Source organism: Cyanobium sp. ULC082 (genome assembly GCF_977927535.1).
The window spans coordinates 330,754-352,205 of sequence record NZ_OZ376398.1 but is presented as its reverse complement, the minus strand read 5'-3'; the positions used below and the strand labels follow the sequence as shown (position 1 = coordinate 352,205).

The window sequence follows — 21,452 nt, the reverse complement described above, 5'->3', positions numbered from 1 at the left end:
CCCGGCGCACGCGAGGCAAGCGAGAGCATTGGCTAGCAATCATGAGCCGCTAGATTGGCCTGGCTCGGATACGTCCGGCCTCATCGCTTCTGTTTCCTGATGGCGGACCTTCTGCTCGTTGCTGCTCCCCAGGTGCCGGCCACTGATGCCGCAGCTGATGTCGACGCCCTACTCGATGCCATCACAGCGATCAAGGCCCAGCAGAAGCAGCTGGAGCAGCAGCTCGAACCGCTGCTCGACGCCCTCAGCGAGGCGATGGCCACCGGTGAGCTGGACCCGTCCTTCTCCCATAACGACTGGGCGTTCAGCCACAGCCTCGGCCGCTTGACCTACGACTTCCCGCCGGCGGTACGGCAGATCGAGCAGCAGCTCAAGGCCGCCCGCGATGCGGCGATCCAGCAGGGCAGCGCGGCGGAGATGCGCGGCAAGCCCTTCTGGACCATCCGAGCGCCCAAGTCACAGCAGCTGCCCTTCTGAGCTGATGTCCCAGTGTTCCCATGCACCGGCCCCGTCTGATCCGGTGGAGGAGCTGCGCTCCGCACCGGCGCAGCAGGACGACGACGGCCATGGCCTCTGGGCACCAGTGGCGGTGGATCCCACCCGCCCGATCAGCCAGACCAACCCACCCCGCCGGGCACCCCATCACGCCCAGACCCCTAGGGCGACGGCCGGGGAGGTGGAGCGCCGCATCGCGGAAGCCCAGTTATGGATCGCCCAGCGGCTTCCCCTGCTGCAGATCAGGGCAAATGCGGGCGAGAACTGGGGGGTGAGCAACATCAAGACGGTCAATCGCTACCTCGACCTGGCGCGGATGCGCATGGTTGAGGAACTGATCACCGACCGCCGCCGCCATCAGGCCGAGCAGATCTTTGCGCTCAACGAATGCGCCCGTCGGGCGATGGATGCCGATCAGTTTTCAGCAGCTGTCGGTGCCTTCCGAGTGATCGCCGAGATCGGCGGGCTGCTGCGGGCGCCGATCAAGCCGCCGGAGCCAAGGACATGATGGCGATGGTGACGGCAGCGACCATTCCAGCGCAGGCGCTCCATCCCGCAGCCAGCGATGGGGGCGGACTGCTGCTGCCGGAGATCGACCCCTGGGGTGACGCGGGCCTGCTCCACCTGCCGGCCAGCACGGCCGCGATCCCCACCGAACCCCAGAGCCTGCGCAGCTTCATCGCCGAGGCCTACCCCCGCTACGGCTTCCACCGCTGGGCCGAGGTGCTCATTGAGCTGTTGCAGCAGGTGGCCGATGGCCAGCTGAACCGCTTGATCGTCACCTGTCCTCCCCGGCTGGGGAAGAGCCTTCTGGTTTCGAAGCTGTTCCCGGCCTACTTCCTACAGCGCTACCCGCATCTGTTCGCGGCGATCGCCTCGTACTCCGCGGAGCTGGCCTACGCCCACTCACGGGAAGCGCGCCACTTCTACCGGGCGACCGGCCACCTACTTGCCCGGGACTCAGCGGCTGTGGGCAACTGGCTCAGCCGACAGCGCGGCGGCTGCATTGCGGCCGGTGTGGATGGGCCGTTCACGGGGAAGGGCTACAGCCTGGGGATCATTGACGACCCCTACAAGGGCCCCGGCGATGCCGCCAGCCCTGCAATGCGGCAGAAGCTGATCGAGTGGCTGCGCTCGGTTTGGCTCACCCGCGCCGAACCTGCAGCCGTTCTCGGCCCTGACGGGCGGGAGCACCCGAACCTCTCGGCCCAGGTGATCGTGCTCACCCGCTGGGACCACCAGGACGTGGTGGCCTGGCTGCTGGAGCAGGAGCGGGGTGAGGCCCCCCAGCACTGGACGGTGCTGGACCTTCCCGCCATCGCGGAAGACTCCGCCGAGCGGCCCAAGGTCCCGCCCACCTGCACCCTGATCTCCGACTGGCGCCAACCAGGGGAAGCCCTCTGCCCGGAGCGGTTCCCGCTGAGCGAGCTGCTCAAAATCCGAGCCCGCCTCGGTGCTTACTGGTGGGCAGCGCTGTACCAGCAGCGGCCCAGCCCGGCGATGGGCTCGATCTTCCTGCGCCAATGGATCAAACCGCCTTTCCCCAGGGAAGGGACAGGACTGGCCGTTGACCGGCAGCGGCAGTACGCCCTGTTGGCCCTGTCGTGTGACCTGTCCTTCAAGGGGGAGGCGGAGAGCGACTACTGCGGCTTCTGCCTGGCCGGCCTGCTGGCAGCACCATCCAGGCCCATCAACCCCCGATCGGGTGAACCGGATGGCCTCCCCCCGGCAGCCGCCCTGGAGATCGAGGTGTTGTGGGCGGCGCGGCATCGCTTTGGCCTGCCGGAGGTGATCCGCTTCCTGCTGAGCTGCCTGGAGGCGCTGGAGCAGCAGGGCCTGCGCCCCAACGCCGTGCTGATCGAGGACGCCGCTAATGGTCCGGCGGTGCTGCAGACGCTGCGGCGGCGGGTGCCGGGAATGTTGCCGATCACTGCCCGGGGATCCAAAGAAACCCGAGCCCATGCCGTCGCCCCGTTGATGGAGGCCGGTCAGATCCGCTTTCACCACCGTGCCCAGCCGCTGGTGGAGGAAGCAATCCGCTTCCCCAAGGGCAGCAAGGATCTGGTGGATGCCTTCTGCCACGGCGCCCTCTGGCTGGAGGGCCGCTACTGGCGGGCCCAGGGCATTCAGCCGGTGGCGACACCGCTACTGATCAGCCGCTGAGGGAGAGCCGAGCCATGTCCACCGCACTGCTGCTTGCCCCATCTGAGACGCCAGGTATGGCGGTGCAGTTGGTGCTGCCGATCACGGTGGTGCTCGTGGGTGATGGCGCCGGCGTGGAGCAGATGCTGCGTCAACGGCGCTACCGACGTCCCTGCTGCCATGCCCGAGCGGAACAGCTGGAGATGGAGCTGCAGCCACCGAGGCACCGGCCTGTTCATCAGTCGGCGGCACGGCACCTCCCGAGGCGCCCTCGCCGCCAGCGACCGGTGCGGCCCCATGCCGCTGCCGACGCCCTTGCACTGGAGCACATGGACCTCGCGGAGAAGATCGCCGGCAACTTTGCACGTCGCACGATTCACTTGAAGGAAGACCTGCTGCAGCTCGCGATGATCGGCCTGATCAAGGCTGCGCGGCGGTATGACCCTTCACGGGGCCCTTTCCGGCCCTATGGGCGCACCTATGCCAACGGGGAGATCACGCACTTCCTGCGGGACAGCGGATTCCTTCTGAAGGTGCCGCCGACGTGGCGGGAGCTGCATGCGCGCGGGCAGCGGTTACTGAGCTCAGGAGTAGAAATGGTGGAGTTATCGGAGCGATTGGGGATCAAGCTCACACTCTGGCGACAAATAGTCGAAGCGTGCTCGGCACGAGTCATTGCGTTTCCGGCCGAGTTGCACTGATCTTAAGTGGAAAAACGAAATGACTAAGTCGTAAAAAACAATAGACGCCAGGCTCTACGCTCGCAGAGGCCACTGCAGGCCCCACCCACGCCAACCTCCTTCTACGACCTTAAAAGCATCAAAGACGCTGAGAGTGCGGCTAATTTCCCATATCCCCATTTCGAACCTGCTTCGCAGATAGAGCACCTACATGGAACCTGCACAACTCAAAACTAATCGATCCCAGTGTCCAGGAGTAGCCCCGTCAACAAGAAGAAAAGAGGCGCGTTCGGGACAAGATCCTTAATGCACCACAATAAGAAACTGACTAGCGGATAGAAGCTATTAATTTACATCAGAAAATCCAAGAGCAAGCCTGAGACAATCCGGATCAACAAGCATTAATGATTCTTGGGACCTCGCCAGAAGGATGCGTCCAAGAGAATGACCTCTATTTATATCTGGCTTCCGACTGAATCCACCCAGCGCCTGCAGCACTGCCACGCATGAAGGATCCGAGTACATTTAGAACAGCAAGAGAGATGCCAACCGGCGGCAATGCAATACATGTTGCCACCAAAGCTCCTGATCCGAGCGCTTTAGCAGCAAACTCGCCAGCATCAGTAGGCTCGACTTGGTTATTTAGCACTTTACCAAGCAGACTCAAGCCATCTACCACAACAAAACCGATTGCGGCACCAAGAACTGGATTCCCTGTAAGCACAGCGAGCCCAGCTGAAGAGGCTCCACGAATAGAAGAATTGACGGCAGCATAAGTAACATCCGCTGCAATTAGTTCAGTCATTTGGGGTAAGGCACTAATTGCTTGACTACCACCCATGCCATAGAGGTAAGCAAGCCTTTGAGACACTGCGTTCAAACTCCCAGTGACTGCACAGGCAGCTACAACTGACCCAATTGTTCCGACATCAGCCAAGAGGTCAATGCGGTCAATGTCACGCGATAGAGCAATTGCTTCTTGATTGTTTCGCATTTCGTACAAGGCAGCTTGATGCTCTGCAAGGGGAGTGTCACCTTGGATCAGGTTCTCGCGAGCAGGCGTCCAGATCATGTTGATAGGGTCGTAGCTACCCCCGGCTGAGTGCGGCAAAATGTGAGAATAGTGCTTTCCGTCTAGGAAGGAATCAAGAAGAACTTCTGATCCAGATCTAATGATTGGTTCCGGGGTATCCTGATAAAAGACTTGAGCAGCCTCGGCCTCGTCTCTATAGGCACCATGGGTACCTGCAAGATGAAATTTGGATCGAAGGCTGGGTGATAAGCTCTCAAAATCTAACGGATCAGGAATAAGTCTTTCGATTGCTGCAGCATTAAATTGAATACCAGCAGATGAAGTATATGCTGACGCGAGACGGCTCTCCTTCGCGCGACAGAATTCGAACCATGTCAACGGCGCTATGCCAATCCTTCGACATACCGAAGCGTAAGCATCATATGAAGTAAAATCTTTCAGAAGAGATTCGTGGTCAGCCATGACACACACCATCAATCATGCTATTCTCTATGTTAATCAATACCATTGCAATTGGCAATGAGCCAATCCAATAGCGAGAACGCTAAGACCCATTTCAATATTCTAATGATCGGGCCTTCGGGCTCAGGGAAAACTGTCTATCTAGCCGCCCTTTGGAAAAAACTAAATGTGCCTGCCAGAGGGAATTTAGATTTTTACCTTTCCCTGCCAGATCAACAAGACAAAATTAATACTCTCAATAAGATATACGAAACAGTTGCTTTTGAGACTGAATGGCCTCCTGGAACGGCGAACGTTTCATCCTGGAGCTTTGATTGTCGTGTCAGGAAGAATGATGGCAAAACTGTCAAAGCTCTTACATTCAATTACCTTGATTATGCTGGGGGCAACTTTGGGGGGTACGCAGATGTTGACCAAGAAGTTCAGAAGGCGATTCGCAGCGCTGACGGGTATCTAGTACTAGTCGACGGTCTTAGACTCCTCCAGTTACACCAGGGCAAAAGACTTGGCGTCAAATGGGCTGTACAGTTTGGCTCCACAGTTATCCCTCCCCTGCTACAGGACGCAACAAAACCCACTCAGTTTGTCATATCTAAATGGGATGTTCTTCAGTCCGCCGGCCTAAGCCTTCAGGACTGCAAGCAACTCCTATTTACCAAAATTAGAGAAGTAGGCGAGTTTGCACGTCCACTTGTTGAAGACGCCATGATGAAGGGAGACCGCAAGGCCTCAATTCGCGTTTACCCAGTAAGTTCTGTTGGAGAGAACTTTGCCTGGTATGACGAAGAGAGTGATATTATGCATAAGCGTGAGGATGTCTTTCCTGAGCCCTTCAATGTCGAATGCCCTTTGACATCGCTGATCCCCCTCTATATTGAACAGCAGATCTATGCTGAGCAAGAGGAGTTGAAACGTGCAAGAGAAGCTGAGGTCAGGCTAGGCAAGCGCCCAGAGCTTGATCTTGAAGGAGGAATTCGCGTTGGCATGAAGAAGGCGTTCGATGGCCTTTCTCAATTGCCATTTGCAGGTGGCCTCTTTAAATGGTTTGGAGAAGGTATTGGAGGAGACGCTCAACGACAGCATATCGAACTTGTAAGGAATCATGAGACCAGCCTTCAAGAGATCCTGAAGCAACAGGGAGAAATTGCCGATGAGCTTCGGGCCCAGCAGTACTGCTGTGACATGTTTCTCAAGGGCATGCATACTTTTGAGGCCTTGAATCCTGAATGCTTGGTATCTATTCGAGATCTTCCCAGCTAGCTCGATGACTCAGTGTTACCTAGTTGTTATCACAAGAAGTAAATGGTCTGACTACGGATTGATCACAGACCTGCCTGGCTCTCTTGGAGCACCTGAAGTTGGGCTAAAGACGCGGATGAAAAGCTTCTTTCCGTTGGACTATGTGGACAAAGAGATTAAGCATTCGACAAAATTAGTAGGTCCAAATGTGCATCTTCAGTTATGGTGTGGCCGAATTGACTCTTTTGGCCTAGTAGGCATACCATACGTTGAACAGATTGGCCGTCCTATCAATCTTGGTGTTGGCGTCGTACAAGAGCTTGACAGCGATTGTGCAGTTGTACTTTTCAAGTTGGCGGACGTAAAGCGTTTGTTGCTGCCACTGGTTCTAGACTACCAAAACGATGAGAACTACCAGCCACAACTATTTGAACTTCATGGTCTTGGAATCAACGGTGATTTGACTTTATGGAAGGATTTAAACCAGTCTGGGAATTCTCTATCGACGAGAGCTGAGCAGACTGGAGTTCGCCATACCCGCATCCAGGCGCAAGCAACTGAAATCAAACGCGACCTACCTCATCAACAACAAAGATTTGAATCCAACGCTGGACGCTCTCAGTGGCTTGACGATCTAGTTTTTTTATCAAGAAAATCTCTTAGAGTTCTGGATCTACTGTGTAAGTATTCTCGTAGCCAAGAATCCAAGGTGTTTAAGAATTTTCTTGCCGTTGCAAGCCGGAAAAGGGACTTGCTCACCAGCCAAAATGTGGGGAAGGAGTGGAGGGGAGTTTATAAATGCTTGGCAGATGCATGGAGCATCATCACTCCTTGGAATTTTGTACCTATAACTAATGTTGATAAAGGTTTTTGGCAATATCCTGGCCAGGGAATCAAGGATAGCAATAAAGTCGCCCTCTTGAATCGACATTTGGATCTATTGGCGGAATCGTTGGATGGGGAATCTCCTTTGCAGGCAATTGAGTATCGTTTTGAACAAATCTCTGACACTTTCAAAGATATTCTTCTTGGAATGTTGGATTCGTAAATAGATATGGCTGAACTTGAGGGCGATCATTCAATGAGTGGTTCGCAGGCGTTAAGTAATGACGAACTAGTTCGACAGGCAACTTATGTTTTGCTACAAGCCCAAGATAGCATTATTAGTTCACTTGCTATTCCAATTAGGAAGGGAGTTGCTGAAAATGAAATTGAGAATGCAGATTCTGACGTTTTAAATCGAGTTTCAATCAATTTTTCTCTAGTTAATGACATCCGTTTCAGGAACTGCAGATTACTGCTTTCGGCAGGCCTCCCTGAGTATGCACTTAAAGAGTTTACATCACTTACTGCGCTAACATTTGATGAGCTTGACACCTTCTATCGAGCCTTGTCTGTAAGCATTGGAACACGCTTATCCCTCAAATGGTACGCAGATAGCTTTGAATTCATATCTAATTTATTTTCCGAATATAGCGAAGATATTCGTGAAAGGAATTTCCAACTATTTTCTGCGACATGCCTGGAGTGTGCGCTCTTGGACAAGGAATTCGAGCTTGCCGAGATTGTTGCCGACTCCTCTGATGCAAGTCCACCATTCGATCATAGATTTTTGGAGTGGATCTGTATTGCTTATTGGTTACGGCCTCAGCGCAAAGCCGATGCTGGCAAATGGTCTGAAATCGCTATTGCGAATCGCTGTCCCAGCCAATATCCTTATATAATTAAGTGTCGCTCACTTCTTGAAATGGGTGATTTAGGTGAAGCAGTGGCCTGCTTGGACCAGGCGGAGAGATTCTTTTATTCTATTGGTTATCAGGAAGCCTACGCAGCTATTCTAGAAGAGCGCTCAAGCCTAATGAATAATGCCTTTTGAGAATGAGGATCCTGGCGAAGTAGAGCGGGTGGCTGATGAATCCGCGAACTTATTCAACTGCCTTTCTGTCCACTTGTCTACACATCTGATGCCAGGGCGCCGAGGAAGCCTGCCTCTGATACGGTCATTCTCAGCAGCCTGGGTCATGGCTTAATGACTGTACAAGCAATAAAATAGTTGGCCTGAGATGGTCTCCCTCACTCGAGTTTCCCTGCTCTGTCTGTCGTAGAAATAATTCTCGAAAGGATGGGTCGTATCTGCAACTGTTGCTCTCCATGCTCTTATTCTGAGGACGCCTGGCCATTCCCAGTTCATTGATGTTGGTGGTGTAGGTTTGGGGGCTGCGGATACACCTAGATGCGTGCTGCGCGGGCAAATCAGTAGAACGAGTTGCTGTGAGGCTTTGCTATGTGTGAATTACGCACGATCCCTTCGCCCTGATCCAGTGCCGCCTGCCTGAAGTCCTGAAGTATGCGTCAACACAGTTGTTCCATGCCCTCCAGTCCCGGCCACATACTCGACCTGGTAATAGCTGGCACTGCCGCAGTGACTCGTGCCAATACACCGCAGCAACCACCGCTGGACCTCAGTCGAGGCAACTCCCCTGGCGCCAACCCCTGACCAGCCCCCCTGGCTGGAGCACCCCACGCTGAGCGGCCTGCGGGATCGCCTGCAGCTGGTGTTCGACTGCTGGAGCCTGCTGGAGCTCCCCGATGGCACCAGCCGCCGCCCCGTGTATCTGTCCCGGGGTGTGGAGGAGCCGGAAACCTGCTTCCGCCAAAGGCTGGAGGCGGCTCGGCCCACGGGCTTCTTCCGCGATGCCCTGCGCACTTACGCCGGGATGCTCTCGCGATTGCAGTGGCAGGAGCTGCCGGATTCGCTCAGTCGGGTACTCACCGATGTGGACGGCCAGGGCACGGATCTGGGCCTCTTCCTTTTCCTGGCGGATCTGCTGGCCCTGCGGGATGGCGGCTGCCTGATCCTGCTGCTGCCGCCCCAGCACCGCTGGCCCTCAGAGGGTGACCGGCTGGAGGCCATCGCCCGCGGTGATCGGCTGTCGCTGCCGCGCCTGCAGCTGGTGCCACGGGGAGACCTGCTCAATTGGCGCCTGCCCACTGAGGGTGCTTGCTCAACTGTGCCAGCCTCAGGCCCGCTATCGATCGTCTGGAGGGAGCCGCGCCACACGGCTCTGCCGCCCCGCTACGCCAGCGGCAACGCCTTGGTGCCCACAGTGGTGCTCGATGCCCATGGCGGGCTGGCGGCGGACCTGCAGGCCTGGACCTACCGCAGCCTTTCCGTTAGCGATGACGGCCTGGTGCTGCAGAGCTGGCTGGCGGAGCCCAACCCGGCTGAGCCCAACGGCTACAGCGTCAGCTCTGCTGGCCCGGTGGAACGCATCCCGCAGCGTTTTGACCTTCCGGCCCTTTGGTACAGCGCCGATGGCGCGGCCTTCGGGGAAGGCGACCTGCCGCACCTGGGCCTGGCACACCAGTATCTCAACCACTACCGCTGCCGCAGCGAGTACGAGGACCTGCTCTCCCGCACGGCCCTGCCGGTGGGTGTGCGCACCGGGCTGGTGGACCCCTATGGCTTTCGCAAAGGCGACGGCGCCGATGGCTCCGGGGCTTCCCCCCAACGGCCGCAGCGGCTGGTGCTCTCCAGCTCCTCCTTCATGGACCTGCCGGAAGGGGCCTCGTTCCGGTGGGTGGAGATCGAGGCCCGCTCGCTCGCCGAGCACCGCGCCTACCTGCAGCAGCTGGAGGAGGCGATGCGCCGCGATGCCCTCAGCCCTGCCCTGGCCGGGGGCCCTGCCCGCACGGAGCTGGAGGTGTCGCTGGCGGCCGGTCAGGGTTCTGCTGTGCTGCAGTCCCTGGCCGGGCAGAAGGTGTCGCTGTGCTCCTCGCTGCTACGGCAATGGACCTCGATCACCGCAGAGCGGCTGTGCGACGGGGCCGGCGCCTGCCTGGAAGTGACCCCACTGGCACCGCCGCAGAAGCCGGTGCCCACGGTGGGCGAATGGTTGCAGCTGTATGAACGCGGCCTGGTGGAGTCGGCCGAGCTGCGCAGCCAGCTGGGGCTTGAGCCCCCTTGACTGGCCGCGATGGACAGGTCAAGCGATCAGCCCTAGGGTTTGGACTAACGCAACGTAAGTCCGCCTGGGGCGGGCTGCCGGCCATGACCACCACCCCCTACCGCGTCACGCCGGCCCAGATCGGTAACTCCTCGGGCCTGCGGTTGCCTGTCGCCTTCTACCGCGATCATCCCCAGTTCGCTGGCGCCGCAGGCCAGGTGGAGGTGCTCAGTGACAACACCCTGCTGCTCCGCCTTGAGCCCGTTCAGCCGCTGGAGGCCGATGCGGAAGAAGAGAGCCTGATGCTGGGACTCTTCCTTGACTTCCTCAGTCGACAGGCCCTCACGGCCGACGGCGGTCCGCTGCTTTACACCGAGGCGATGGCAGCCGACGACGACGAACTGCTCGCCGGGGTCGTGGTCGATGTGGTGGATGCAGCGGCGGAATGAGCCCAGCGTTGGTGCGTCATGGCTGGGAGATTGCCTTCCAGCCGCGCCTGTTTGCACGCCAATACGCCGAGCTCAAGGCTGAGGCCAGGCGACTCAAGCAGCAGCTCGATCACCAGGCCTTTGTGCAGCATCCCCAGGTGAAACTGCTGGCGGCGGTGATGGAGGGCATCAAGGAGCGGATTGCTGCCGATCCCTATGCCAGCCGCTTTGCCCTCAGTGGACCGCTGCGGCGTTACGGCCGACTCAAGGGCCTCGGGCTCCCTGATCGCTACCGCCTGTTCTTCCGGCCTTTTGAGGCAGACGGCCGGCGCCTGCTGCTGATTCTCTGGCTGGGCTTCCCCCGTAAGGAGGGAGACCGCAACGACTGCTATGCCGTTTTCTCGCAGATGGTGAGCCGAGGCGATCTTCCCCAGGACTGGGAGAGCCTTCAGCGCGAGCTCGACGCTGGCTGAGCTGGCAAGGGAGGGCATGCACCAGTCCTCCACCACGTGCAGCTGGCGTCCGGATGACGCCGAGGCCCTGCGCATCGCCCTCTCGATCCCCGTCACCGCTGTCGCCCTCTCGGCATTGCATCGTGAGATGGCGGGCCTGGAGATCCACTACCCCACGGGGGTGTGCACGGCCCAGGGGCACCTCGAGGCCATCGCGGCACTCAACCAGCAGCTGGCGGCCTTGACGCCAGCGGAGCTGAACGCGCCAATCCGCCGACGCCGCAAGGGCGTGTCCGGCGGGGTGGTGCCCAACCCGTTGCCGCTGAGCAAGCTCGATGTGGTCGAGTACGCCACCGAGCTGCTGCTGGAGGAGACCGACACCGAGTGGTCTGCCGAGGGTCCCTCGGCCGCGCTGGTGCTGACCCGCCAGCGGAGCGCTCACATCCAGCAGCTGGTGCTGCTGCTGCCGCGGCTGGCCAACTGGCGGCTGACGGACCCGGACCCGTTCCGGGGAACTCTGGTGCGCAGCTGAGGCATGAGCGAACCCCTCTCGCCGCTGAACCACGGCCTCAACCCCCTGCGTGGTGCTCCGTTGTGGGGTCAGCTGGTGGCGCTGCCCACCGCTTCACCGGCCATCGACAGCCGGGCGGCCACCCCCACGTCGGCACCGTTTGGGGCCATGCCCCTCGGGGTGCAGCCCCTTTGGCTGGCGTTGCAGCCCTACGCCAACGCACGCCTCTGCCTCTTCGAAGTGGACCGGCCGGAGAGCAAGGAGCCGGTCCCCATCCGCCGCCATGTGCTCGATGTCTTCCTGCGCTTTGAACGGGTGGTGGGCGGCTACGACGACACAGCCCTCACCGACCCCGGCGACGTGCGCTACTCCGGCTTCCTCTGCCGCGCCGCCGTCCTGCCGCTGGCCACCAGCAACACCTTTGACTGGCTGGCGGCGGAGCAGGCCTGGGGCACACCTGGCTTCCGCGACGGCCAGCCCCTGCCCTGGGATCCAGCCCTGCTCGGCACAGTGGTGGCGCCTTGCGAAGGGGTGATCTGGCTGGGGGACCTGGCCCTGCTGCAGCCGGACGGTGTGCTGCCCAATGAGCCGCGAGCCCAGTTCGCAGGCTGCCTGGTGCAGCACTTCGGGGCGCGCTACGGCAGCGGCGGCATCGGGCTGCTCACCCAGCCGCTGCTCGGTGAGGCGATCGAGCTGGTGCTCAAGCCCCACAGCGTGCTGGTGCTGCGCGCCGGCGACACCCTCACCCTGCTGGCGGAGCGCTACGGCACCACTGTTCAGACCTTGCGCAAGCTCAACCCGCACCTGGAGAGCACCCAGACGATCACCACCGCCGAGGGCGATTCGCTCACGGTGCTGGCGGGCCGCCATGGCACCACGATCGAGACGCTGCGGCGCCTCAACCCAGAGCTGCAGCAGGCCGAGCCCTTCGTCACCGCCACTGACGACACACTCACCAGCGTGGCGGCGGCCTTTGAGATGACCGTCACCGCGTTGCGAGATCTCAATCCGGACTACGCCCGCTGGCCCCGCTACGACCCGCTGCCGATCGCCGCGGAACTGCTGGTGCTGGCCGTGCGGCCATCGGCGCCGCTGCAGCTGGGCCAGCCGCTGCTGGCCCCGGCGTATCTGCCCTCGACGGAGCTGCCGGCGGGCGAGTGGATCGTGATCCCCCGCAGGCGGGCAAGTGTGGTGAGTGATGCCTGGGATCAGTCCACCCCGCCGCCAGTGCCGGAGGCCTGATCGCACGAGCTGGCAACAGCAGGTGCAGGTGCAGCCCGGACGGGGCGCCTGCAGCACCACAGCCGTGATGGGTGATGCCCTCTTCCTTTCTCCAACGCTTCGGCGCCGACACTGGCGCCTTCCAGCCCCAGCTCCAGCAGCAACCCAACCAGGCCCCAGCCGCTGCTCCACCGACCAGCGAGCCTGACCTTGCTCCGCTTGAAGACAACGACCTGGACGATGCTCCGCCGGAGAGCGATGAGCTCGATCCGGCCAGCGACGGCGACGACCTTCCCGCTGGCAGTGCTCCTCCTAATGGTCCTGATCCCCTGCGCGCCGAACGCCGCCGCAGCAACCAGCTTGAGAAGGAGCTACGCAAGGCCCGTGCCCAGCTGGCCCGCTTCTCAGAGATCAATCCCGACGAGTACGCCCGCCTGCAGGAGGGCGAGCGCAAGCGGGAGGAGCAGGAACGCCAGTGGAACCTGCGCGAGCAGGAGCTGAACAACGCCAACCGCCGCCGCGTGCAGGCAGTGGAGAAGGAGCGGGATGACGCTCGCGAGCAGTCGCTCAGCCTGCGCAAGGAACGGCTGCTTGAACGCCTGTTCGTCGACGCCGAGGGCCGGGTGGGCGGCGATGAACGCAGCACCTTCTTTGACACTTTCTGCAAGCTCTGCGGCGGCCAGTTCCGCCTCAGCCATAGCGAGGGCAGGGAACGGCTGGAGCCGATCGATGGCGCCGGCCAGCCCTATGCGCTCGACGGTGTGGCGCTCTCAGCAACCGACTACGTGGAGGAGCTGCGCCGCCACCCGGTGTACAGCTTCCTGTTCCAGCAGCGCAGCGGGCTCTACCAGTCCACGGCTGAGGGCGGCTACGACAGCACCGGCGTTCCAGTGAATCTGCAGAGCATGAGCACCCGGGAGCTGTACATGGAGGCGATGCGCTCCACCACGCCGCGGGTGCCGGCGCGCAGCTGAGGCCGAGTGCGATGGCCTGGTATCTGGTGTTCTGGCGGAATCGTTCCACTGCGACCGTGGTGCCGGCCGCCAGCGCCAGTCAGGCCAGACGCCGGGCTTCGGCCAGACAGAAGCGCGGCTACGGCTCCATCACGGCTGCCCGCAGAGCCAATGCTGCCGACTCCCACCTCATCCGCAAGGGCGCGTGGGTGCGTCGGCGCCGGGACGGCAGCAGTCCTCAGTTCGGCAGTGCGCCATCGAAGGCCAGGGCCCGCCGGCAGCGGAGTCGTTACCGGTTTTGGCTCTGAGATGTCAAGGAAGGCCCGGCCCCAGGCAGGGCCGGGCCAGAGCCCACGGGCTCAGCAGACCGAGACGGTGCAGCCGGGTGTGCCCTGCAGCTTGCGGGCAAAGGCGAAGGCTTTCTCCGCGGGGATCAGCCGCATCTTCTTGACCGGCTTGCCGCGGCGGCCAAGGTGCTCGATGGCGAGAGGCGTGGAGCCGAGCTTCTGGATGCCGGGCTCATAGCGGTGAACCACGAGCAGGCGGAGTTCGCAGATGGGGCCTTGGGGTGCTGCCATGGCTGGCTGGGTGCGGAGAACACAGGCCCAGCTCCCCGCGCGCGCAGGGCTAGCCCGAGCACGGGGGGAAGACTGAGGACGGTGTTTCGCGCCGGTCCCGCCAGCAGCACCTCACCAGGCCCCCTGCGCCGGTCCCGTTCGCTGTTCATCGCGGGCGGCCTCATACAAACCCCGCTACCTGGCGCTGTCACCGATGGCCTTGCCGCCTAGTAGGGCGAGCAAGGTGTTGAGCGCCACCGCGAAGGCCGCCTCGAGGCTGCTGTCGGCCCGGTGGCAGAGGCTCTTCTCCGGCAGCGGCCGCCTCTGGGCGAGGGCGATGCAGGCGGTAGACGCGAGGGTGAAGAGCAGCACCTCCGCGATCAGGATCACGGCCACCAGCCGTAGCAGGAAGCGCTCGCGGTTGAAGCCGCTGCCGCCGCTGCTGGACCTGCCGCCATCGCCTTGCGCGTGCGGGTGATCACCAGGCCGCTCGGCTTGCCGCTCCGGTTCCGCTTGGCCGGCCACGGCCTACGGCTCCTGGAAGACGCCGACGTAGACGCTGCCCTGGCGGTAAAGCGGCAGCACCTTATCCCGCAGGTCGATGTTGTGGAGCCGCACGCAACCGAGTGTCGGCAGCAGTGGTTGGGTGGGCGCCCAGGCGCCGGGCCAGCCGCAACCTGATCCGCCGCCGTGGAGCATGATCCCGGCCCGGCCGACCTTGACCTCCTGCCCCTCCAGTTCTTCCATGTCGAAGCTGAACCAGCCGTAGGACATGGCGGTATCGCTGCAGGGCGGATTGGGGTTTTGCTCGTAGTCGGGATAGAGCTGGCCGAGCTTGTAGAGCCCCGGCGGGGTGTCGGTGCTGGTGTGTTTCCAGTCGTTGTCAGCCCCCTGACCCCGGGCCAGACACGGCACCTTCCACAGGAACGTGCCGGTGTGATCAAACGCCTCCAGGTCCTCGTCGCGGTCGTTGACCAGCAAGTAGGAGTCGCCGGCTTTGACCGGTGCCTTGATCTTGGGGCCGATCAGGCCGGCCTCCTCTGAACCCCTCGGATCAAGACCACCGGAACTGGCGGGGGGTGCCGGCGACGCCGAACTGAAGGTCACCGCCCATGGGGCCTGTTCGACGAGGATCTCCTCCGCCGGCAGGCCATCCGCGATGGCCTGGTGCAGCTGCAGAACACCGCGGTGCTGCTGCTCCTGGTCCTTGTAGAAGCGGAAGCGGTCCGCGAACCGCTCGGCCGTCATCGGGGTGGTCATGGTGGTTTGGCTCACCACCCCTCTTGCCAGCTGCGATCAGCAGTCCAGCGGCCCCCTGGGGGCTTGGGGAGCCCCGCTGGCTGAGCCGGCCTCACCAGGGCAGCAGCGCCTCCAGCTCCGGATCGGCCGGTGCTGCTGGCCGCTGGCACTGCTGCTCAAACAGCACCTCGGCCGCCAGAGTGGCCAGGCGGGGAATGCGCTCGCCGCAGATCGCCAGATCCTCCAGCAACTGCCAGGACAACTGCTGCAGACGGATCTTGCGGGAGAGAGAGGCCATGGGAGGGCTTCGCGTAGGACCCTTCAGCCGGCGGGGGGCGGGTCAAGGGTCCGTCCACCACGGAGATGCGGAGCGCAGCGGAGCCAGCATCCACAACGGCGGGCTCGTGGAACCCTTGACGCGCTCCCCGACCATGAAGAGGGCCGGAGCGAAGCCCTCGAGAGAGCGGATGGCTGCCGTACCGCGATCGACCGCTGCCTTGCTTGACGACCTGGCAACAGATGGTGACGTGTCTGGGGCCAGGCCCCGGGAGTGACCATGGGCCTCACCCTGCTGGAGGCAGCCAAGTACGAGAAGCGGGTTGAGCGCCTGGCCGTGCTCAAGACCTTCTCGGAAGGGGAGCTGCTGCGGCGTCTGCCGTTCCGCAACCTGATCGGCGGCTCCCTCTCCTTTCCCGCCGAGGTGAAGCTCCCCCGGGTGGGGTTCCGGGCGGTGAACGAGGGCTACCGCCAGAGCTATGGCGTGATCCACAACGACAGCGAGTTCGTCCACCTCTTCGGCGGCGATCTGGATGTGGACCGCTCGATCGTGGATCTTCAGGGCCCCGAGGCCCGCGCCGCCCAGACCGAGATGAAGGTGCGCTCGATGCGCCTCACGCTTGAGGCGGCGATCATCAACGGCGACGACACCTTTGATCCGCGGGCGTTCAACGGGCTGAGCAAGCGCCTGGTGCCGGGGGAGGTCCAGACGATCGACAACGGCGGCGGCACCCTCAACCTGCTGGCCGTCGAAGCGTTGATCGACAGCGTGGTGAGCTACGGCGGCGACAAGGTGCTGATCGGCAGCAAGGCCGCCCGCCGCCAGCTGAGCACCGCCTCCCGCCAGGCGGGCGGTGACCTCTACGAGGTGATCGACGGGCGCCACTACTTCGAGGGGGTGGAGTTCCTGCTGGTGGAGGACGACGCCGAGGGCCATCCGGTGCTGGGTTACGACGAGGCCGGTGACACCACCTCCCTGTACTGCTGCGTGCTCGGTGATGCGGCGGTCTGCGGCCTGCAGGGCCCCTTCGAGGGCCGTTATGGCATCGCGGTGCGGGACTTCGGGGAGGTGCATGACGCCCCGGTGTTCCGTACCCGCATCGACTGGTACGTGGGCTTTGCGGTGTGTGACCGCAAGGCCGCCGCGCGGCTGTACAACGTCGCCCCCATGCCGCTGGCCACCCCCTGACCAGCAGGAGCGCAGCAAGCCCTGATCAACGACCTCACCGCAACAAGAAACCCCATGACCACCCAGGCCACCCGGCTGCTGGATGCCCAGACCGTGCTCGTCGGCTGGATCAACCACTCCGCCACCGACTGTTACGAGCACATCCGATCCAGCGGCGAAATCATCAACCTCGGCACCGACCTCGAGACCAGCGCCTCCTTTGTGCTGGTGGCCTCCCACCCAGGCCACAGCGAGGCGGTGACGGTGACGCTGGAGCTGGCGCCACTGCTCCCCGACGGCAACGCCGGCACCTGGATCACCGCCGCGGCCGTCGCCATCCCCGCCGCTGGCGGGAAGGTGGAGGCGACGATCGCCGGCCACGGCCTGCTGCCCAACCCGGCCGATGCAGGCAGCGCCGAGCCGCCCTGCATCCGCCTGGCCCGCGCCCTCGTCTCCCCCACTTCCCCTGACGGGATGCTGGTGGCGCTCACCGCGTCCCAGGGACTGTGAGGTGCAGCGATGAGTCAAGCCCCCGACGCCCTGCCCCTCGATCTGCTGAGCCCACTAGACCCCGACAGTCAGATCGCTACACCCAACCCGCCCGGTGGAGAGCGCCGCGCAATGCTGCTGGCGGCTGACACCGCTGGTGTGGAGCTGGAGCTGCTGCACTCCCGGCTTCTGATCACCAAGGACAGCGAGAACCGCTCGATTTGGCCGGTGCATCTCACCGGCTGGCAGGCCTTGGGCTGGCAGGTGGTCAACCCCACCCCACCGGCAGCGCCGGAGCCGATTGAGCCGGAGCCGACAGAGCCGGAGCCACGGGAACCCAGCGAACCGCACCCGGAGCTGGAGGAACCTCTTCTGGCCTCCGAACCCGCCGAGCCCCAGGAGCCTGAGCCTCAGGCCCCCGAGCCAGCTGCCGGTGAGGCGCTGCTGGCGGAGGAAGCTCCCAACTTCCAGGCGATGACCAAGGCCGAGATCGTCGCCTTCTGCTCCGGCACCTATGGCGTCAGCCTCGATGGGGGGATGACCAAGGCTGAGCTGGTGGAGGAAGCCACCGCCCTCCAAGCCGGCGCCGTTGCCGACGGCACTCCTTTGCTGGAGTTGCCCGCTGATCTCTTCTGAGGCAGCCGGTTGATGGCGTCAGATCGGCTGGAGGGTGTGGTCTTTCTGGGGGAGGCGCAGTGGCAGGGCGATGACCTTCTGCCACCGCTTCCCCCGGATGGCGCCATCACCGCCGTGCAGGCCCAGCCACCCCTTGTCAGCAGCGAGCTGGATGGCGTGGTGAGCCTCCACCTTGATCTGCAGCTGCTCGACCCCTTGCCGCCCTGACCGCCAGGACTGGTTCAACCACGGTCAACTCAATCCGCACTTCTGCTTCTCCCTCGCCATGGCCCCCACCGCAACGACCACCGCTGCCGCCGCAACCCAGCCCACCGATCTGCTGCTGGTGCAGCGGGGCAGCACTCCCTACAAGGCCACCGCCGAGCAGGTGAAGGCCTACGTGCTCACTCCCGCAAGTGCGGCAGCGATCGGTGGCATCAAGCCCGGCACCAACCTGACGGTGGAGGCTGACGGCACCCTCCATGCCGCCATCCCCGGCGCCCTGCTCTACAAGGGCGCGATCGACCCCACCACAGAAGATGCCCCGGCGGATGCGGCGGTGGGGGATGTCTACCTGGCAAGTAGCCCCGGCCCGGCCCTGGCCAGCTGGAGCGGCCTCGCCGGGGAGGCGATCAGCCAGGGCGATCTGCTGCTGTTCGACGGCAGCGCATGGAGCGCCAACGCCGCCCTGGGTCCCGATGGCCTTGGTGTGGTACGGATCCTGGCTGAGACCCCGGTGACGGTGGATGAGAACGACCCGGCCCAGCCGCTTATCGGCATTAGCGGCGCCACCACGGAAGCTGTCGGTGTAGTGCGGCTGGCCGGCGGCACGGACATCAGCGCCGGCACGCCTGGGGCCGTCGTGGATGCCGCTCAACTTGCGGAAGCCATGGCCGCTGCTCAGCCAGCCGGTGACTACATGCCCCTGGACATCAGCACCCTGCCGGCCCTGCCCTGAGCTCACTTCTTGATGACGCTCCACAGCGATGACCGGCTGGCGATCACCCGCCCCGCTGGGCCCGAGGCCGGCACCTATCAGCTCCCGGTTTTGGCGCTGGTGGCGCAGCTCAGCCCCGCGCTGGTGCTGGGGATCAGCGGCATCCTCTGGTCGAGCGCCCGCTCTGCGGCGGACAACAGCTGGCAGGACGCCTGTTGGTCACCGGAGCGCCGCCTGTTCGTGGCCGTGGGCAACACCGGTAGCGGCAACCGGGTGATGACCTCACCCGATGGATTCCGCTGGAGCCCGCGAGCAGCAGCGACCGAGAACAACTGGATCGCGCTCTGCTGGGCCTCCGGGCTGGGCCTGTTCGTGGCCAGCGGCGACAGCGGCAGTAGCCAACGCGTCATGACTTCTCCGGATGGCATCACCTGGACGGTGCGTGCCACACCGGCAGACAACAGCTGGACCGCGCTCTGCTGGTCGCCCGAACGCAGCTTGCTGGTGGCGGTGGCCAGCAGCGGCAGCGGCAACCGGGTGATGACCTCCCCCGATGGCATCAACTGGACAGCAAGGGCTACTGCGAATCAAGACTGGCGATCGGTGTGCTGGGCACCGGAGCTGGGTCTGTTCGTTGCCGTGAGCAGCACCGGCAGCGGTCAACGGGTGATGACCTCGCCTGATGGCAGCCGCTGGACTCTGCGGACCTCCGCGGCGGATAACAACTGGACCGCGCTCCGCTGGGCACCGGAACTGGGACTACTGGTGGCGATCGGCAGCAGTGGCAAAGGCAATCGGTTGATGACCTCCCCGGATGGCATCACCTGGACCCTGCGCAGCTCGGCGGCGGACAACGCCTGGACATCCGTGTGTTGGTCGCCGGAACGGGGGTTGCTGGTGGCGGTGGCCAGCAGCGGCACCGGCAACCGGATCATGACCAGCCCCGATGGCCTGAACTGGACGGTGCGCAGTTCACCGGCCGATCTGGGCTGGCGCTCGATCTGCTGGTCGCCGCAGCGGGCGCAGTTCGTGGCGGTGAGCAACAGCGGCAGCGGCAACCGCGTGATGCTCAGCCCCTGATCAGCCCCCCGTGCCGCATCTCAACGGCACGACCAATTCACACCCCTCCAGAACAATGACCACCACCACTGCAGCCCTGCCGGCGATCGGTTCGCGCTGCTGGCGTGACCTGGTCAGCCCCGCCACCGGCGCCATGGTGCTCAGCTTCGACACCAGCAGCAGCCCCGTTGATCCGATGGTGGAGCTGAGCTACGAGGAGGGCGGCAGCGGTTGGTGGCCGCTCACCACCCTGGTGTTCTCAGCTGACTGAGCCGCGCGACGGGCAGGGGGTCTGAGCCCCCCAGCCGGGCTCAGGCCTCCGCCAGCTCCAGCTCAGCCAGGCACTGGGCCTGGAGGCAGGAGATCTCGGCCTCCTGCTGCGCCTGGAGCTCCGCATCGATCTCAGCGATGCGCTCCAGGCACTGCTGGATCACCGGCAGTACCTCCTCCTCGAGCCGGGTGATCTCCTCTTCTCCATAGGGCTGCTCGATCCAGATGCGGCGCAGCGGCAGCCCCCGCCGACGCAACAGGATCTCCTGCACCCCGCGAAGCGTGGATTCCAGCAGCAGGAATGGATCTTCCTCGGGGCTGCAGAACGGCGAGGCAGCCGCAGCGGGCGGGAAGGCGAAGAGCGTGGCCATGACGATCGGCGCCGGATGTGGCGCAGCGACGGGACCGATCCCAGCGGAGGCCCGACGGCAGGAGGGCCTCAGACTGGAGAGGCCCGTAGCAAGCCCATCCCCAGCTCAGGCCGTGCGGTCAAAGGCGTAGCCGTCCATCGCGATCACATGGTCGGTGATGCCGCGGTGGAAGGCACGTGGTTTGGCATCAGCACCGGCCGCACCGAGGGCCGTGAACAGCGGCAGCAGGTGCTCATCGCGAGGGTGGGCGCGCAACGCATCCGGCTGGTGTTCGCGGTAATGCAGAAGCGCCTCCACCTGCCCACTGCTCAGCTGCTTGTCGACCCAGTCCGAGAACCGCTGGGCGTAGCTGGTGTCGACCCCACCGCTGCGGGTGGCCTGCTGCCAGTCGCGCAGGTTGTGGGTGATGTTGCCGGAGGCCACGATCAGCCAACCCTGCTCAGTCAGGGGCGCCAGGGCCTGGCCCACCCGATAAGCATGCTCCGGGCCGCCGTGGTGCTGAATCGACAGCGGCACCACGGGCACATCCGCCGCGGGGAACAGATAACGCAGCGGTACCCAGGCCCCATGGTCCAGACCTCGCTGCGGGTCAGTGGTCACCGACAGCCCCTTGGCCTGCAAAGCCTGAACAATTTCTTGTGCTGCCTGTGGGCTGCCACTGGCCGGGTACTGGAGCTCGTACAGGGCTGGATCAAAGCCCCCGAAGTCGTGGATGGTCTCCAGCTGGCTTGCCGTGCTCACCGTTGGCACTTCCGTCTCCCAGTGGGGGCTGATCACCAGCACAGCCCGCGGCTGGTCCAGCTCGGTGGCGAGGGATTGGAGGGCCACACCGGCCGCACCAGGCTCGATGGCGAACATCGGCGAACCATGAGCCACGAACAGAACCGATGGAGAGGTGGCCATGCCTG

General features: G+C 63.1%; 27 protein-coding genes. 20 read left to right on the top strand and 7 right to left on the bottom strand.

Translation table 11 applies throughout. From position 1 onward, the window contains the following. The first annotated feature begins 99 nt into the window (after nt 1-99). From ACXMDY_RS11195 to ACXMDY_RS11180, 4 genes are read left to right on the top strand one after another with little or no spacing between them, the layout of a single operon-like run. Complete coding sequence (locus ACXMDY_RS11195) at nt 100-477, top strand: hypothetical protein (RefSeq protein WP_259702403.1); 378 nt, start codon at nt 100-102, stop codon at nt 475-477. Nucleotides 478-481: 4 nt separating this feature from the next. Then, complete coding sequence (locus ACXMDY_RS11190; RefSeq protein WP_259702404.1) at nt 482-1,003, top strand: hypothetical protein; 522 nt, start codon at nt 482-484, stop codon at nt 1,001-1,003. Between the two features lie 8 nt (nt 1,004-1,011). Next, entirely contained in the window at nt 1,012-2,658 is a 1,647-nt protein-coding gene (locus tag ACXMDY_RS11185) for a phage terminase large subunit family protein (protein ID WP_457767621.1), read from the top strand. Nucleotides 2,659-2,672: 14 nt separating this feature from the next. After that, nucleotides 2,673-3,338 carry a sigma-70 family RNA polymerase sigma factor gene (locus ACXMDY_RS11180; protein ID WP_259702406.1) on the top strand — a complete coding sequence of 222 codons (666 nt, stop codon included), beginning with the start codon at nt 2,673-2,675 and terminating at the stop codon, nt 3,336-3,338. A gap of 430 nt (nt 3,339-3,768) precedes the next feature. Here ACXMDY_RS11180 and ACXMDY_RS11175 read toward each other — a convergent pair whose 3' ends face one another. Next, nucleotides 3,769-4,812 (bottom strand): hypothetical protein, encoded by a 1,044-nt coding sequence (locus ACXMDY_RS11175; RefSeq protein WP_259702407.1) that lies wholly within the window; start codon nt 4,810-4,812, stop codon nt 3,769-3,771. A 57-nt stretch (nt 4,813-4,869) separates the two neighbouring features. On the opposite strand from ACXMDY_RS11175, the gene ACXMDY_RS11170 reads away from it, so the two are divergent. From ACXMDY_RS11170 to ACXMDY_RS11130, 9 genes are all read left to right on the top strand, one after another. Continuing rightward, nucleotides 4,870-6,072, top strand: a complete 1,203-nt coding sequence (locus tag ACXMDY_RS11170; protein ID WP_259702408.1) for a TRAFAC clade GTPase domain-containing protein — start codon at nt 4,870-4,872, stop codon at nt 6,070-6,072. 133 nt (nt 6,073-6,205) lie between these two features. Beyond that, nucleotides 6,206-7,099 carry a hypothetical protein gene (locus ACXMDY_RS11165; RefSeq protein WP_457767620.1) on the top strand — a complete coding sequence of 298 codons (894 nt, stop codon included), beginning with the start codon at nt 6,206-6,208 and terminating at the stop codon, nt 7,097-7,099. Nucleotides 7,100-7,105: 6 nt separating this feature from the next. Next, the gene (locus ACXMDY_RS11160; protein ID WP_259702410.1) at nt 7,106-7,927 is read left to right on the top strand and encodes a hypothetical protein; all 822 of its coding nucleotides are present in this window, start codon (nt 7,106-7,108) and stop codon (nt 7,925-7,927) included. 553 nt (nt 7,928-8,480) lie between these two features. Then, nucleotides 8,481-10,019 (top strand): DUF4055 domain-containing protein, encoded by a 1,539-nt coding sequence (locus tag ACXMDY_RS11155; protein ID WP_259702411.1) that lies wholly within the window; start codon nt 8,481-8,483, stop codon nt 10,017-10,019. An 83-nt stretch (nt 10,020-10,102) separates the two neighbouring features. Next, entirely contained in the window at nt 10,103-10,447 is a 345-nt protein-coding gene (locus ACXMDY_RS11150; RefSeq protein WP_259702412.1) for a hypothetical protein, read from the top strand. Next, nucleotides 10,444-10,899, top strand: coding sequence for a type II toxin-antitoxin system YhaV family toxin (locus ACXMDY_RS11145; protein WP_259702413.1), 456 nt, complete (start codon nt 10,444-10,446; stop codon nt 10,897-10,899). Before ACXMDY_RS11150 ends, ACXMDY_RS11145 begins: the two co-directional genes overlap by 4 nt. 16 nt (nt 10,900-10,915) lie before the next feature. Next, a complete protein-coding gene (locus ACXMDY_RS11140) occupies nt 10,916-11,410 on the top strand; it encodes a hypothetical protein (RefSeq protein ID WP_259702414.1) in 495 nt (164 codons plus the stop codon). 3 nt (nt 11,411-11,413) lie between these two features. Beyond that, on the top strand, nt 11,414-12,631 hold the full coding sequence (locus ACXMDY_RS11135) for a LysM peptidoglycan-binding domain-containing protein (RefSeq protein WP_259702415.1): 1,218 nt from the start codon (nt 11,414-11,416) through the stop codon (nt 12,629-12,631). Nucleotides 12,632-12,705: 74 nt separating this feature from the next. Continuing rightward, a complete protein-coding gene (locus tag ACXMDY_RS11130) occupies nt 12,706-13,584 on the top strand; it encodes a hypothetical protein (protein WP_259702416.1) in 879 nt (292 codons plus the stop codon). Nucleotides 13,585-13,922: 338 nt separating this feature from the next. Here ACXMDY_RS11130 and ACXMDY_RS11125 read toward each other — a convergent pair whose 3' ends face one another. From ACXMDY_RS11125 to ACXMDY_RS11110, 4 genes are all read right to left on the bottom strand, one after another. Continuing rightward, a complete protein-coding gene (locus ACXMDY_RS11125) occupies nt 13,923-14,141 on the bottom strand; it encodes a hypothetical protein (RefSeq protein WP_259702417.1) in 219 nt (72 codons plus the stop codon). A 174-nt stretch (nt 14,142-14,315) separates the two neighbouring features. Further along, nucleotides 14,316-14,645 (bottom strand): hypothetical protein, encoded by a 330-nt coding sequence (locus tag ACXMDY_RS11120; protein ID WP_259702418.1) that lies wholly within the window; start codon nt 14,643-14,645, stop codon nt 14,316-14,318. A gap of 3 nt (nt 14,646-14,648) precedes the next feature. Beyond that, nucleotides 14,649-15,380: a L,D-transpeptidase gene (locus tag ACXMDY_RS11115; protein WP_259702419.1), complete on the bottom strand. Its 732-nt coding sequence runs from the start codon at nt 15,378-15,380 to the stop codon at nt 14,649-14,651. A 91-nt stretch (nt 15,381-15,471) separates the two neighbouring features. Beyond that, nucleotides 15,472-15,657 (bottom strand): hypothetical protein, encoded by a 186-nt coding sequence (locus tag ACXMDY_RS11110; RefSeq protein WP_259702420.1) that lies wholly within the window; start codon nt 15,655-15,657, stop codon nt 15,472-15,474. A 258-nt stretch (nt 15,658-15,915) separates the two neighbouring features. Between ACXMDY_RS11110 and ACXMDY_RS11105 the strand changes: the two genes are divergently transcribed. Genes ACXMDY_RS11105 through ACXMDY_RS11075 form a run of 7 tightly spaced genes read left to right on the top strand, consistent with a single transcriptional unit; the run spans nt 15,916 to nt 20,174 of the window. After that, nucleotides 15,916-16,824, top strand: coding sequence for a major capsid protein (locus ACXMDY_RS11105; protein ID WP_259702421.1), 909 nt, complete (start codon nt 15,916-15,918; stop codon nt 16,822-16,824). Between the two features lie 54 nt (nt 16,825-16,878). Beyond that, nucleotides 16,879-17,313 carry a hypothetical protein gene (locus ACXMDY_RS11100; protein WP_259702422.1) on the top strand — a complete coding sequence of 145 codons (435 nt, stop codon included), beginning with the start codon at nt 16,879-16,881 and terminating at the stop codon, nt 17,311-17,313. 9 nt (nt 17,314-17,322) lie between these two features. Continuing rightward, nucleotides 17,323-17,928, top strand: coding sequence for a hypothetical protein (locus ACXMDY_RS11095; RefSeq protein ID WP_259702423.1), 606 nt, complete (start codon nt 17,323-17,325; stop codon nt 17,926-17,928). Nucleotides 17,929-17,940: 12 nt separating this feature from the next. Further along, a complete protein-coding gene (locus ACXMDY_RS11090) occupies nt 17,941-18,135 on the top strand; it encodes a hypothetical protein (protein WP_259702424.1) in 195 nt (64 codons plus the stop codon). A 58-nt stretch (nt 18,136-18,193) separates the two neighbouring features. Continuing rightward, nucleotides 18,194-18,865 carry a hypothetical protein gene (locus tag ACXMDY_RS11085; RefSeq protein WP_259702425.1) on the top strand — a complete coding sequence of 224 codons (672 nt, stop codon included), beginning with the start codon at nt 18,194-18,196 and terminating at the stop codon, nt 18,863-18,865. A gap of 12 nt (nt 18,866-18,877) precedes the next feature. Further along, nucleotides 18,878-19,924 carry a hypothetical protein gene (locus tag ACXMDY_RS11080; RefSeq protein WP_259702426.1) on the top strand — a complete coding sequence of 349 codons (1,047 nt, stop codon included), beginning with the start codon at nt 18,878-18,880 and terminating at the stop codon, nt 19,922-19,924. 55 nt (nt 19,925-19,979) lie between these two features. Next, a complete protein-coding gene (locus ACXMDY_RS11075) occupies nt 19,980-20,174 on the top strand; it encodes a hypothetical protein (protein ID WP_259702427.1) in 195 nt (64 codons plus the stop codon). Nucleotides 20,175-20,214: 40 nt separating this feature from the next. Here ACXMDY_RS11075 and ACXMDY_RS11070 read toward each other — a convergent pair whose 3' ends face one another. Continuing rightward, nucleotides 20,215-20,544, bottom strand: coding sequence for a hypothetical protein (locus ACXMDY_RS11070; protein ID WP_259702428.1), 330 nt, complete (start codon nt 20,542-20,544; stop codon nt 20,215-20,217). Between the two features lie 105 nt (nt 20,545-20,649). Further along, the gene (locus ACXMDY_RS11065) at nt 20,650-21,447 is read right to left on the bottom strand and encodes a dioxygenase family protein (protein ID WP_259702429.1); all 798 of its coding nucleotides are present in this window, start codon (nt 21,445-21,447) and stop codon (nt 20,650-20,652) included. Between the last annotated feature and the right edge of the window lie 5 nt (nt 21,448-21,452).

Bases quoted from the DNA above. Each gene is read 5' to 3' on its own strand.
- ACXMDY_RS11195 (WP_259702403.1), top strand. From the start codon at position 100: ATGGCGGACCTTCTGCTCGTTGCTGCTCCCCAGGTGCCGGCCACTGAT.
- ACXMDY_RS11190 (WP_259702404.1), top strand. From the start codon at position 482: ATGTCCCAGTGTTCCCATGCACCGGCCCCGTCTGATCCGGTGGAGGAG.
- ACXMDY_RS11180 (WP_259702406.1), top strand. From the start codon at position 2,673: ATGTCCACCGCACTGCTGCTTGCCCCATCTGAGACGCCAGGTATGGCG.
- ACXMDY_RS11175 (WP_259702407.1), bottom strand. From the start codon at position 4,812: ATGGCTGACCACGAATCTCTTCTGAAAGATTTTACTTCATATGATGCT.
- ACXMDY_RS11170 (WP_259702408.1), top strand. From the start codon at position 4,870: ATGAGCCAATCCAATAGCGAGAACGCTAAGACCCATTTCAATATTCTA.
- ACXMDY_RS11160 (WP_259702410.1), top strand. From the start codon at position 7,106: ATGGCTGAACTTGAGGGCGATCATTCAATGAGTGGTTCGCAGGCGTTA.
- ACXMDY_RS11150 (WP_259702412.1), top strand. From the start codon at position 10,103: ATGACCACCACCCCCTACCGCGTCACGCCGGCCCAGATCGGTAACTCC.
- ACXMDY_RS11145 (WP_259702413.1), top strand. From the start codon at position 10,444: ATGAGCCCAGCGTTGGTGCGTCATGGCTGGGAGATTGCCTTCCAGCCG.
- ACXMDY_RS11140 (WP_259702414.1), top strand. From the start codon at position 10,916: ATGCACCAGTCCTCCACCACGTGCAGCTGGCGTCCGGATGACGCCGAG.
- ACXMDY_RS11135 (WP_259702415.1), top strand. From the start codon at position 11,414: ATGAGCGAACCCCTCTCGCCGCTGAACCACGGCCTCAACCCCCTGCGT.
- ACXMDY_RS11130 (WP_259702416.1), top strand. From the start codon at position 12,706: ATGCCCTCTTCCTTTCTCCAACGCTTCGGCGCCGACACTGGCGCCTTC.
- ACXMDY_RS11125 (WP_259702417.1), bottom strand. From the start codon at position 14,141: ATGGCAGCACCCCAAGGCCCCATCTGCGAACTCCGCCTGCTCGTGGTT.
- ACXMDY_RS11115 (WP_259702419.1), bottom strand. From the start codon at position 15,380: ATGACCACCCCGATGACGGCCGAGCGGTTCGCGGACCGCTTCCGCTTC.
- ACXMDY_RS11110 (WP_259702420.1), bottom strand. From the start codon at position 15,657: ATGGCCTCTCTCTCCCGCAAGATCCGTCTGCAGCAGTTGTCCTGGCAG.
- ACXMDY_RS11105 (WP_259702421.1), top strand. From the start codon at position 15,916: ATGGGCCTCACCCTGCTGGAGGCAGCCAAGTACGAGAAGCGGGTTGAG.
- ACXMDY_RS11100 (WP_259702422.1), top strand. From the start codon at position 16,879: ATGACCACCCAGGCCACCCGGCTGCTGGATGCCCAGACCGTGCTCGTC.
- ACXMDY_RS11095 (WP_259702423.1), top strand. From the start codon at position 17,323: ATGAGTCAAGCCCCCGACGCCCTGCCCCTCGATCTGCTGAGCCCACTA.
- ACXMDY_RS11090 (WP_259702424.1), top strand. From the start codon at position 17,941: ATGGCGTCAGATCGGCTGGAGGGTGTGGTCTTTCTGGGGGAGGCGCAG.
- ACXMDY_RS11085 (WP_259702425.1), top strand. From the start codon at position 18,194: ATGGCCCCCACCGCAACGACCACCGCTGCCGCCGCAACCCAGCCCACC.
- ACXMDY_RS11080 (WP_259702426.1), top strand. From the start codon at position 18,878: ATGACGCTCCACAGCGATGACCGGCTGGCGATCACCCGCCCCGCTGGG.
- ACXMDY_RS11075 (WP_259702427.1), top strand. From the start codon at position 19,980: ATGACCACCACCACTGCAGCCCTGCCGGCGATCGGTTCGCGCTGCTGG.
- ACXMDY_RS11070 (WP_259702428.1), bottom strand. From the start codon at position 20,544: ATGGCCACGCTCTTCGCCTTCCCGCCCGCTGCGGCTGCCTCGCCGTTC.
- ACXMDY_RS11065 (WP_259702429.1), bottom strand. From the start codon at position 21,447: ATGGCCACCTCTCCATCGGTTCTGTTCGTGGCTCATGGTTCGCCGATG.